Source organism: Burkholderia gladioli, assembly GCF_000959725.1.
Lineage (GTDB): Bacteria > Pseudomonadota > Gammaproteobacteria > Burkholderiales > Burkholderiaceae > Burkholderia > Burkholderia gladioli.
On the sequence record NZ_CP009323.1, the window covers coordinates 1506503 to 1518406 of the forward strand.

Here is an 11904-nt window from a genome sequence, read left to right on the forward strand (position 1 = left end):
CGGGCGGTTTTTCTTCATGCATCCAGCACAGGCAGTTTCCAGCTCGATCAGCTGGCCGCCTTCTTCTTGCCGATGGTGCGCGTGATGTAGTACTGCTGCGCGATCGACAGCACGTTGTTGACCACGTAGTACAGCACCAGGCCGGCCGGGAAGAAGAAGAACATCACCGAGAACGCGATCGGCATGAACATCATCATCTTGGCCTGGACCGGGTCCGGCGGCGTCGGGTTCAGGCGCGTCTGCAGGAACATCGAACCGGCCATCAGCACCGGCAGGATGAAGAACGGATCGCGCTGCGACAGATCGTGGATCCAGAGAATCCAGGGCGCGCCGCGCATTTCCACCGAGGCCAGCAGCACCCAGTACAGCGAGATGAACACCGGGATCTGGATCACCACCGGCAGGCAGCCGCCGAACGGGTTGACCTTCTCCGTCTTGTAGAGCTCCATCAGCGCCGCGTTCATCTTCTGCGGATCGCTCTTGAAGCGCTCGCGCAGCGCCTGCATGCGCGGCGTGATTTCCTTCATGCGCGCCATCGACTTGTAGCTCGCCGCCGACAGCGGGAAGAACACGGCCTTGATCAGCAGCGTGAGCAGCACGATCGACCAGCCCCAGTTGCCCACGTAGCCGTGGATCTTCTGCAGCAGCCAGAACAGCGGCTTGGCGATGATCGTCACCCAGCCGTAATCCTTCACCAGGTCGAGGCCCGGTGCGATGCCTTCCAGCACGCGCTCCTCTTCCGGGCCGGCGAACAGGCGCGCCGACACGTCGGCCGACTGGCCCGGCTCGATGGTCTTGACCTGCTCCTTCACGCCCACGCGGTACAGCGACGGGTCGATCTTCTCGACATAGATGTCGCGCTTGACGCCCTGCTGCGGAATCCAGGCCGACGCGAAGTAATGCTGGACCATCGCCACCCAGCCGTTGTCGGCCGAGCTGATGTATTCCGCCTTGTTCTTGTCGATGTCGCTGAAGGTGATCTTCTGGAAGTGCTTCTGGTCGGTGTAGACGGCCGGCCCGAGGAAGGTGTGCGAGAACAGCGGCGTTTCCACCGGCGTGCTGTCGCGCACGATTTCCATGTAGACGGTCGGCGTGACCGGGGCCGTGCCGACGTTGTCGATCTTGGTGTCGACGCCGATCACGTAGCTGCCGCGCGTGAAGGTATAGGTCTTCACCACCTTCACGCCGCCCTTCTCCTGCGACTCGAAGGACAGCTTCATGCTGTCCTGGCCGGCCGCCAGCGCGCTGGGGTTGCCCGCCGCCGGCGTGTACAGGTCGTTGTGGTTCGGGAAGTTGCCGCCCGTCACGCCGGTGCGCGCCAGGTAGGTGTGATCCTTGGTGTGGTCGAACAGCGTGACGAACAGGTCGGGCTGCTTGCCGTCGCCTTCCTTCTTCAGCGTCAGCTTCGCCAGCGTGCCGCCGCGCGTGTCGATCTCGCCGTCATAGACGTCGGTCGAGAACTTCACCAACTGCGCCTGGGCGATCGGCGCGGTGGAGTCGGGTGCCGTGGTCGAGGCGGCCGGCAGGGCCGCCGGCGCGCCGCCGGCCGCCGAGGCGCCGCTGCTCGCATCGGTCGAGGAGGCGCCGGTGGTCTGCGTGACGTTCGGGAAGAACATCGACTGGCGTCCATGGGCACGCTGCCAGTTGTCGTACAGCATGACCGCTGACATGAAGAAGATCACCCATAGGACGGTGCGTTTGATATCCATGCGTTGTCTCAGAGTCGATGGGACGGCGCTTCAGCGTCGTGGCTGGCGCAAGGACCGGAACGGGCCGGTGGTACCAGATCGATGCCGCCGGCGGAAAAAGGATGGCAGCGGCACAGGCGCCTGGCGGCCAGGTAGGTGCCGCGCGCGGCGCCATGATACTGGATTGCCTCGCGCGCGTAATCCGAACAGGAAGGGTAAAAACGGCAACGGCTGCCGAGGAAAGGACTCACGGCAACCTTGTAGAAACGCAGCAACGCGATCAAAACCGTTTGCATAGCAGTCGGCGCCTGCGCGCCGCCATGTGGCCGGACATATCCTCGGGATGCATCCGGCCCGTACCTCGTGGGGAAAGCTCAGTCCGCCGCGGGCTTCGCGGGCCCGCGGCGCACGACCTCGCGCGCCGCCTTGTCCAGCAGCTCGCGGATCTCGCCCTCGCACAACGCGGCGAGCGGCGCGGACGCCGCGCTCGGCATCGCCTTCGCGTCGAAGCGCGTATGCAGCCGCAGCAGCAGGTCCCAGCCGGCGAACTCGGCGCGCCGCCGGCGAAACGCGTCGCGGGCGAGGCGCTTCACCAGGTTGCGCGTGACCGCGCGCGGCGCATACTTCTTGCCGATCACCAGGCCCAGACGCGCGTCGCCGCCCGTCGGCTTGCCGTAGATCACGAAGTGCGCGCTGCGCCGCCAGGGCCGCAAACGAAAAACGGATGAGAACTCATCCGTTTTCAGAAGCCGCGCGGCTTTCGGGAAGGTCGCGCCCACCAGCAACGGATCGATGCCGGGGCCTGCGACTGCGTTGCCCGCATCGCCGCGCACGGCACACACGGCGTATCGCCCGCCCTTAGATGGCCAGGCGCTTGCGACCCTTCGCGCGACGTGCGTTGATGACCTTGCGGCCACCCGCCGTCTTCATGCGGACGCGGAAGCCATGGGTACGCTTGCGACGCGTGACGGAAGGTTGGTAGGTACGTTTCATGTTGCTCTCACTTTGACGAGAATATCGGTAATCAGGGACCGCGTGCCCGATCCTTCAGGCCACCGGGCGAACGCAATCGCCGAAAATCTAGGATTGGTTTTCGCGGAACCCGCTATTTAAACCGTTTTTCTGTGGACGGTCAATACTTTAGGCCCTGCCTCGGCCCCATTTCCGCGTCCGCCCCCGCGATCCTGTGCCCACCCGCCCGATCGCCCCTCCCCTGTGGATAACTCCCGCGACGCACGCTTTTGGCGGTAGAATCTCGCCTTATCTCCAGGAATCCCGCACGCCGCTCCGGCCCGTCCTGTGCCCGAAACCCTTGTGGCACCAGCCTCCGGAGCATGCTCGCTCGGCCGCACCGGGCCTTGTTGCCAATCCGCGACAAGGGCGGCCTCGTGCCGCTGTGCAACCCAAGAACGACAGCAACTCAATGAACGAATTCTGGCAACACTGTTCCGCCCTGCTGGAGCGTGAATTGACGCCCCAACAGTACGTGACGTGGATAAAACCGCTGGCGCCGGTGGCCTTCGACGCCTCCGCGCACACCTTGTCCATTGCCGCCCCCAACCGCTTCAAGCTCGACTGGGTGAAGAGCCAGTTCTCGGGCCGGATCTCCGATCTGGCCCGCGATTTCTGGAACGCGCCGATCGACGTGCAGTTCGTGCTCGACCCGAAGGCCGGCGCGCGCAGCGCCGCGCCTTCGGTCGCGCCGCGCCCGTCGGTGGCCGCCACCGGCACCGCGCCGGCACCCGAGGCGGCCATGCCGGCCGCCGCTCCGGTGCGGCAGGCCGCGCCGAACCCGGCCGTGGCCGCCGCGCAAGCCGCCCAGGCGGCCGCGCATGCCGCGGCCCAGGCCGCCGCGCTGAACGCCGACGACGCCGCCGATCTCGACCTGCCCAGCCTGACCGCCCACGAGGCCGCCGCCGGCCGCCGCACCTGGCGACCCGGCGCGAACGCGCCGGCCGGCGGCGACGCGGCCGACTCGACCTACGAGCGCTCCAAGCTGAACCCGGTCCTGACCTTCGACAATTTCGTCACCGGTAAGGCCAACCAGCTGGCGCGCGCCGCGGCCATCCAGGTGGCCGACAACCCGGGTGTGTCCTACAACCCGCTATTCCTTTACGGCGGCGTGGGCCTGGGCAAGACCCACCTGATCCACGCGATCGGCAACCAGCTGCTGCTCGACAAGGCCGGCGCGCGAATCCGCTACATCCACGCCGAGCAATACGTCTCGGACGTGGTGAAGGCCTACCAGCGCAAGGCCTTCGACGATTTCAAGCGTTATTACCACTCGCTGGACCTGCTGCTGATCGACGACATCCAGTTCTTCTCGGGCAAGTCGCGCACGCAGGAAGAGTTCTTCTACGCGTTCGAGGCGCTGGTCGCCAACAAGGCGCAGGTGATCATCACCAGCGATACCTACCCGAAGGAAATCTCAGGCATCGACGACCGCCTGATCTCGCGCTTCGACTCCGGCCTGACGGTGGCGATCGAGCCGCCCGAGCTGGAAATGCGCGTGGCGATCCTGATGCGCAAGGCGCAATCGGAAGGCGTGAACCTGTCCGAGGACGTGGCCTTCTTCGTGGCCAAGCACCTGCGCTCGAACGTGCGCGAGCTGGAAGGCGCGCTGCGCAAGATCCTCGCGTACTCGAAGTTCCATGGCCGCGAGATCACCATCGAGCTGACCAAGGAAGCGCTGAAGGACCTGCTGACGGTGCAGAACCGGCAGATCTCGGTCGAGAACATCCAGAAGACCGTCGCCGACTTCTACAACATCAAGGTCGCCGACATGTACTCGAAGAAGCGGCCCGCCAATATCGCGCGGCCGCGCCAGATCGCCATGTACCTGGCCAAGGAACTGACGCAGAAGAGCCTGCCCGAGATCGGCGAGCTGTTCGGCGGGCGCGACCACACCACCGTGCTGCACGCGGTGCGCAAGATCGCCGACGAACGCAGCAAGGATGCCCAGCTGAACCACGAGCTGCACGTGCTGGAACAGACGCTGAAGGGTTGAATGCCGCGCGCATCGCGAATCCCGGCGGGACTCGCACGCGCGCGCGATGAATACGCCGATCCGGGTGAATTTAAAAGGGGCGGTTCTGTTTTGAGGCACAATACAGGTTTGTGACCGCCCGGGCGGCGGGTAGACAGCGGCCCGCCGGGCGGGCTTGCGTGGCTTGCAGGCCGTTAATTCAACGAAGGAACTCTATGCAACTGGTCAAGACCGAACGAGACACCCTCCTCAGGCCGCTGCAAACGGTAAGCGGTATCGTCGAACGCCGCCATACGCTGCCGATCCTCGCGAACCTGCTGATCACGAAGACGGGCTCCGACGTATCGTTCCTGTCGACCGACCTCGAGCTGCAGATCACCACGCGCGCCGATTTCGGCGTGGGCGGCGAACAGGTCGCGACCACGGTGGCTGCCCGCAAGCTGCTGGACATCCTGCGCGCGATGCCTGACGGGCAAGTGACGCTGTCGCTGGCCGACAAGCGCCTGACCGTGCAATCGGGCAAGAGCCGCTTCGCCCTGCAGACGCTGGCCGCCGACGAGTTCCCGACGGTCGCGCAATCGAAGGATTTCGGCGCGAGCCTGGCGGTGCCGCAGAAGGCGTTCCGCCAGTTGCTGGGCATGGTGTACTTCGCGATGGCGCAGCAGGACATCCGCTACTACCTGAACGGCATGCTGCTGGTGGTGGACGGCGACCAGCTGATGGCCGTGGCCACCGACGGCCACCGCCTGGCCTATTCCTCGATGAAGATCGAGGGCGGCGCCTTCCCGCGCCAGGAAGTGATCGTGCCGCGCAAGACGATTCTCGAGCTGCAACGCCTGCTCGAGGACATCGACGACACGGTCAAGATCGACATCGCGCAGACGCAGGCCAAGTTCACCTTCGGCCAGGTCGAGCTGGTGTCGAAGCTGGTGGAGGGCAAGTTCCCCGACTTCCAGCGCGTGATCCCGAAGGCGCACAAGAACACCTTCACGATCGGCCGCGAGGAACTGCAGCGTTCGCTGCAGCGCGCCGCGATCCTGACCTCCGACAAGTTCAAGGGCGTGCGCTGCATCATCGCGCCGGGCCAGTTGAAGATCATGTCGACCAATGCCGACCAGGAAGAGGCGCAGGAAGAACTCGAGATCGCCTACCAGGGCGACACGGTGGACATCGGCTTCAACGTCACCTACCTGCTCGACGTGCTCGCGAACCTCAAGGTGGACAACATCGAGGTGAGCCTGGGCGACGCCAGCTCGAGCGCGCTGATCACCGTTCCCGAGAACGACGAATTCAAGTACGTGGTGATGCCGATGCGCATCTGAGGCATTCGACACACCGGACACACCAAGGGGCGCCACGCCCCTTTGGCGTTTTTATGGCACAGACGGGCTCGCACCCGGCCAGCCGATTCGCGACTGTTTTCCCTCCCATTTCGTACCCGAAGCGGCGAGCCAGCACCGTGAAACGACCATTCGACGAGCCCCGTTTGCCCGCAGGCAGGACCCGGCCGCAGCACTTCAGGCGGCCAGCAGAACCGGAAGACATCCATGACTGAACAGCACAACTCGCAACCCGACAACAGCAGCTATGGCGCCTCGTCGATCCAGATCCTCGAAGGTCTGGAAGCGGTCCGCAAGCGTCCCGGGATGTACATCGGCGACACATCGGATGGAACTGGTCTGCACCACCTCGTATTCGAAGTGCTCGACAACTCGATCGACGAGGCCCTGGCGGGTTACTGCAACGACATCCACGTCACGATCCACGCCGACAACTCGATCTCCATCACCGACAACGGCCGGGGCATCCCGACCGACGTGAAGATGGACGACAAGCACGAGCCCAAGCGCAGCGCCGCCGAAATCGTGATGACCGAGCTGCACGCCGGCGGCAAGTTCGACCAGAACAGCTACAAGGTGTCGGGCGGCCTGCACGGCGTGGGCGTGTCCTGCGTGAACGCGCTGTCGAGCTGGCTGCGCCTGGTGGTGAAGCGCAACGGCAAGAAGCACTTCATGGAGTTCCATCGCGGCGTGGCGCAGGACCGCGTGCTGGAAACGCGCGACGGCGTGGAAGTGTCGCCGATGGCAGTCACCGGCGACACCGAGAACCGCGGCACCGAAGTGCACTTCATGGCCGATCCGACCATCTTCGGCACGGTCGAGTATCACTACGACATCCTGGCCAAGCGGATTCGCGAACTGTCGTTCCTGAATAACGGCGTGCGGATCCGCCTGACCGACCAGCGCTCGGGCAAGGAAGACGATTTCGCCTTCGTGGGCGGCGTGAAGGGCTTCGTCGAGTACATCAACAAGACCAAGAGCGTGCTGCATCCCACGATCTTCCACATCATCGGCGAGAAGGATGGCGTGGGCGTGGAAGTGGCCATGCAGTGGAACGACAGCTACAACGAGAACGTGCTGTGTTTCACCAACAATATTCCGCAGCGGGACGGCGGCACCCACCTCACGGGCTTGCGCGCGGCGATGACGCGCGTGATCAACAAGTACATCGTCGACAACGAGATCGCCAAGAAGGCCAAGGTGGAAACCTCGGGCGACGATATGCGCGAAGGGCTTTCCTGCGTGCTGTCGGTGAAGGTGCCGGAACCGAAGTTCAGCTCGCAGACCAAGGACAAGCTGGTGTCGTCGGAAGTGCGCGCGCCGGTCGAGGAAGTGGTGGCGAAGGCGCTGGAGGAGTTCCTGCTCGAGACGCCGAACGACGCGAAGATCATCTGCAGCAAGATCGTCGAAGCGGCCCGGGCGCGCGATGCGGCCCGCAAGGCGCGCGAGATGACGCGACGCAAGGGCGTGCTGGATGGGGTTGGCCTGCCGGGCAAGCTGGCGGACTGCCAGGAGAAGGATCCGGCCAAGTGCGAGATCTATATCGTCGAGGGTGACTCGGCAGGCGGATCGGCCAAGCAGGGCCGGGATCGGAAGTTCCAGGCGATCCTGCCGCTGCGCGGCAAGGTGCTGAACGTCGAGAAGGCGCGGTATGACAAGCTGCTGTCGTCGGAGCAGATCGTCACGCTGGTGACGGCGCTGGGTTGCGGGATCGGCAAGGAGGACTACAACCTCGAGAAGCTGCGCTATCACCGCATCATCATCATGACCGACGCGGACGTGGATGGCGCGCACATCCGGACGCTGCTGCTCACGTTCCTCTATCGCCAGATGCCGGAGATGATCGAGCGCGGCTATGTGTATATCGCGCAGCCGCCGCTGTTCAAGATCAAGGCCGGGAAGGACGAGCGGTATCTGAAGGACGAGAGCGAGCTGAACGCGCATATGCTGCGGCTGGCGCTGCAGGGCTCGGAGCTGCAGCCGGGTAGCGGCGCGGATGCGATCTCGGGTGAGGCGCTCGGGGCGCTGGCTCGGTCGTATTTGCTGTCGCGGGCGGTGGTGGGGCGCTTGGGGCGCCTGTATGACCCGGCGGCGCTCGAGGCCGTGATGGATGGCGTGGCGATTGATCTGGCCGGCGAGGACGCGGCGCTGAAGTCGGCAAGCGCGCTGCAGGCGGCGATGCTGGAAAGCGACGCGATGAAGAATGAAGTGCGCGTGATTCCGACTTATGACGAGATTCGCGAGCATTGGTCGCTGCGGATCGAGCGGCCTCATCACGGGAATGTGCGGGTTTCGGTGATCGATGAGGAATTCTTGCTCACCGCCGATTACAAGCAGCTGGTTAGCACCGCCGATACGTTCAAGGATTTGATCGGGGAAGGGGCGCTTATCAAGCGTGGCGAGCGTTCGCAAGCGGTGAAGGACTTCAAGGGAGCGATGCAGTGGCTGATGGCCGATGCGGAGCGCAATGTCTCCAAGCAGCGGTATAAGGGGCTGGGGGAGATGAACCCCGAGCAGCTTTGGGAGACGACCATGGATCCGAATGTGCGGCGCTTGTTGCGTGTGCAGATCGAGGATGCGATTGCTGCGGATGGGATCTTTACGACGCTGATGGGGGATGAGGTGGAGCCGCGTCGGGCTTTCATTGAGAGTAATGCGTTGCGGGCGGGGAATATTGATGTTTGAGGGGTGATCCTAATGCAGGGTGCTAGATCATATACGGCTAGTGCGATGGTCTACGACTGCTGAATTAGGTTGTGGAAGCCAGCTATCCTGGCCGCGAATACTCTGACATTGCATTCGCAATGCGAAGGTCGGGAGTTCGATCCCGTCTTCCCTATCATGAATATCAAAAGGGGTTACAGGTGATTTACCCGCAACCCCTTTTATCTTTTCTGAAAGAGATACCAGACGGTGATGAAACCATGTCAGGCTGTCACGACGTCAAAGCGCCCCCAAATGCCTTGACAGTATCCTCGCTATCGCGCCCCGACACGGCCTTGCCCGTGGCCTGCTCAATGAGATTCAGTAATGCACCGGCGCGCAGGCGGATGAAGGCGTCAAAGTCGTCCGCCCGGAGAACCGGCGCCGGAATGACGTGCGAAACCAGGAACTCGTCCAAGCTGTGCGGCGGCACTTGCTTGGCCTTTTCAATACGGCCCAGGTAGACGCTGGGCGCATCACCGCTGATGAATCGATTAGTGCCCGCGGCAAGCGGTGCCTTGTTGACCACACTGTTCCACTTGTCCTTGGGCAACTTCTGCTTTTCGCACCAAGCGCGCGGAAAGATGTGGTGAATGTCGATGGCGTTGTTGAAGTAGGTATTCAGGTCGATGGGCGTACCACTGACAAAATCGCGCCCACCGTGCTTCATCAAGAGAGTGGCCAGGCCCTTGTAGGCCGCCGCTAGACGGCTCTGTAACGATAGCAGGCGGGTGGGGGCAAAATTTGCGTCGCGTACCGTGCGCGGTTCCGCACCGCCGTCAATCCAGGCAACGACATCTTGAATGTCCATTGCGAAGCGTGTCTCGTTGGCACCCCCGTACAACTCACCCAGCACGCCGCTCCAGTACCAGCGAAGCAGGCTCTGCTTGACGCTATGCAGCGTCGTCCGGTCGCCCAGCTGCGCGCAAATGGCGGCCAAGGGGACCAACTGCGTGGCGTAAGGCAAGCCGCGCTCGTCAAAGATCTTCTCTTCGGCCAGCAGTTCGGCGGCACGCTTAAAGCCCAACTCCAGCGCAGCTTCCAGTGCCTTGAAATCACCCAGATTCAGCTTTAGCACGTCAGCACGCTTGCAGCTAACCGCGGTCTTCTGCGCCAGGTGTCGCCGGTAGCTGGCCAGCAGGGTGATAGCCGTCAGAAAGCTCGTGCCATCCACCGCCTCCAGCACGTCGTGCTTGGCAGTCAACCGCTCACGACGGGCATCCCAGTCGTCGCGCAGGTTGAATTCGTCGGCAGCAAAAGTGGCCGTCATCAGCTCGAATACAGTGAGCGTCACTCCGCCGGTGTTCACTTTCTCAAACACCTGGCATACGGCTTCGCGGGGGGTGTCTTGAGTCAACTCGATGGCCGGCACTTTAAACTGTTGAAAGCGCAGCCAGATCTCGTTGCGGAACTTCTGCATGAACTGCATCGTCTCCGCATCGAACTGGTGATGCGCACTGAAGCCGCTCTCCCAAATCATGAAGCCTTGAATGTCGAACAGCAGCGCGACTGGGAATATGCGCTGGGCATACTGAAGGTCGGGCGTACTGACATCCAATTCAACCTTGCGGCCAAAATCCGTGGTGATCTGCTGAGTCTCGGGAACCGATATCACGGCCTCCTCTCGGTCAGCGTCTGGATCCAGGCACTTGGCCATGTCGAGGAAGTAAAGCCGAGAAATGTCCGCACCTTTCTCCGTGCGCGTCGGCACCGGCTGGCCGCTGCGCAGCGACAGATACATGGAGGTCAGGCGCTGCTGGCCATCGAGCACCAAAGTCTTGGGCTTGGGTGCCGGCTGGAGATGCACCCCCGCGAACAGCCGCGGCTTAAAAGGCACGCCCCCCGCTTCAAGGAACATGACCGCCCCGATGGGATAAGACAGCGAAAGGCTCGCAATCAGTGAGCGGATGTGGTTGTCGTCCCAGACCCAGCCGCGCTGAAAATCGGGAAGCTGAATTTGGCCGGCAGCGATGCCGTCGAGAACATCCTTAAGCGCTGGCTCTGCGGTACGGAAACTCATGTGGTCTGCCTCTCGATTACGACTGTAGATACGAGCGCAGACATCCTCATGCCGCGCAGCGCTGTGATTTTGGTAAGACGATCCTTGTCGAGTGCATCAAGGCGAACAGTGACAGTCGCCCTGGCAAGCTCCCTTTGTATGGAATTATGCCGTACCTTTCCAAAGAGAGCGGTTATCACTCAAGGCCCGACTCAACAACGGCCCGCCACGCTCAACGCCACTTGCGGTTTTACGAACCGGTTCACCAACTAACGAACATGCGGCAAAGAGCATCGACGGTATTAATTTGGAAAAAAAATACAGTAAGCTTGTGCAGCATTCCGCGCACCGCCGTCGATACCTATCTTGAATGTTCCGCATTACCAGCGTCGCGTCCTTTGGCAACAATCAATAAGCATCCAACCTAATCACGACATCTGCCGCTTAGAACGCACATGATGACCCTTGCCAAATTTCGGAGCCCGATATTTATAGCAGTGTTTTCGAGCTTTACTCTAGCCGCATGCGCCAGTGTCATGGATGATCAACGTGCCGGAAGTGAGCAAACTCTCGCGATGGTGCCGGCCAATCACACCAACCGCTACACGGTAGGCATCTATGTTGACAAGCATTGGGCCGGGGGAGTGAACCCTCAGGCTGGCGGCACAAAGTCGACATGCGGCTTCCCCGGCATGAAGGACTGGAGCAAGCCCGTTACCGTTACATGGGTATGGGGAACAGAGGAAGATCCAGCAACCAAGGCAATCACAATGCCTCGTGAAAAACATAGCGTCCAGGTCAACTTTCCTGCTGGCGGCCCACACCGCGATCTCGACTGGCATAAATCGGATGCCTACCTGTGTGTCATCCTGCGAGACCTCAACACGGCCGAGTTAGCATTTTCTCCAACCGGATCGGGTTGTATGAGCAAGTGACAACGCCTGCAAGAAGCAGCCCAGTCGGGCTAACAGGCTGAAAACCGCCACTGACGATAAGCTCAAACGAGCCATCCACGAAAGCCTCCATGGGCTCACCGTCGATAGCGCGACAAAAGGCATCACTGAAGCTCAAGCACTGGCGAAGTGCTATAGGCTTGTGCCGCACAACACATACGAGCAGTCGCTTTCCTCGCTGAAGGTGGCCTTCATCATTAGCATGTCCTACGACTTAAACCATCATCATCAAACG

At 62.3% G+C, this 11904-nt stretch carries 9 protein-coding genes; 4 read left to right on the plus strand and 5 right to left on the minus strand.

All coding sequences use genetic code 11. The features are described 5' to 3' along the window. Positions 1 to 47: 47 nt before the first annotated feature. The 4 genes from yidC to rpmH all read right to left on the minus strand — a co-directional run bounded on the left by yidC (position 48) and on the right by rpmH (position 2681). Positions 48 to 1709, minus strand: coding sequence for a membrane protein insertase YidC (yidC, locus tag BM43_RS23710; RefSeq protein ID WP_013699793.1), 1662 nt, complete (start codon positions 1707 to 1709; stop codon positions 48 to 50). An 8-nt stretch (positions 1710 to 1717) separates the two neighbouring features. After that, complete coding sequence (yidD, locus tag BM43_RS39310) at positions 1718 to 1984, minus strand: membrane protein insertion efficiency factor YidD (RefSeq protein WP_013699794.1); 267 nt, start codon at positions 1982 to 1984, stop codon at positions 1718 to 1720. Positions 1985 to 2062: 78 nt separating this feature from the next. Further along, a complete protein-coding gene (gene rnpA, locus BM43_RS23715) occupies positions 2063 to 2530 on the minus strand; it encodes a ribonuclease P protein component (RefSeq protein WP_036048750.1) in 468 nt (155 codons plus the stop codon). Positions 2531 to 2546: 16 nt separating this feature from the next. Continuing rightward, positions 2547 to 2681 (minus strand): 50S ribosomal protein L34, encoded by a 135-nt coding sequence (gene rpmH / locus BM43_RS23720; RefSeq protein WP_004198824.1) that lies wholly within the window; start codon positions 2679 to 2681, stop codon positions 2547 to 2549. A 430-nt stretch (positions 2682 to 3111) separates the two neighbouring features. On the opposite strand from rpmH, the gene dnaA reads away from it, so the two are divergent. From dnaA to gyrB, 3 genes are all read left to right on the plus strand, one after another. Then, on the plus strand, positions 3112 to 4695 hold the full coding sequence (gene dnaA / locus BM43_RS23725) for a chromosomal replication initiator protein DnaA (RefSeq protein ID WP_013696088.1): 1584 nt from the start codon (positions 3112 to 3114) through the stop codon (positions 4693 to 4695). A gap of 194 nt (positions 4696 to 4889) precedes the next feature. After that, a complete protein-coding gene (dnaN, locus tag BM43_RS23730) occupies positions 4890 to 5996 on the plus strand; it encodes a DNA polymerase III subunit beta (protein ID WP_013696089.1) in 1107 nt (368 codons plus the stop codon). A gap of 225 nt (positions 5997 to 6221) precedes the next feature. Next, complete coding sequence (gyrB, locus tag BM43_RS23735; RefSeq protein WP_036048748.1) at positions 6222 to 8699, plus strand: DNA topoisomerase (ATP-hydrolyzing) subunit B; 2478 nt, start codon at positions 6222 to 6224, stop codon at positions 8697 to 8699. A gap of 250 nt (positions 8700 to 8949) precedes the next feature. On the opposite strand, the gene BM43_RS23740 is transcribed toward gyrB, so the two are convergent. Further along, positions 8950 to 10737 (minus strand): DUF262 domain-containing protein, encoded by a 1788-nt coding sequence (locus tag BM43_RS23740; protein ID WP_036048746.1) that lies wholly within the window; start codon positions 10735 to 10737, stop codon positions 8950 to 8952. A gap of 434 nt (positions 10738 to 11171) precedes the next feature. On the opposite strand from BM43_RS23740, the gene BM43_RS39325 reads away from it, so the two are divergent. Next, a complete protein-coding gene (locus BM43_RS39325) occupies positions 11172 to 11651 on the plus strand; it encodes a DUF3304 domain-containing protein (RefSeq protein ID WP_230676242.1) in 480 nt (159 codons plus the stop codon). Positions 11652 to 11904 lie beyond the last annotated feature (253 nt).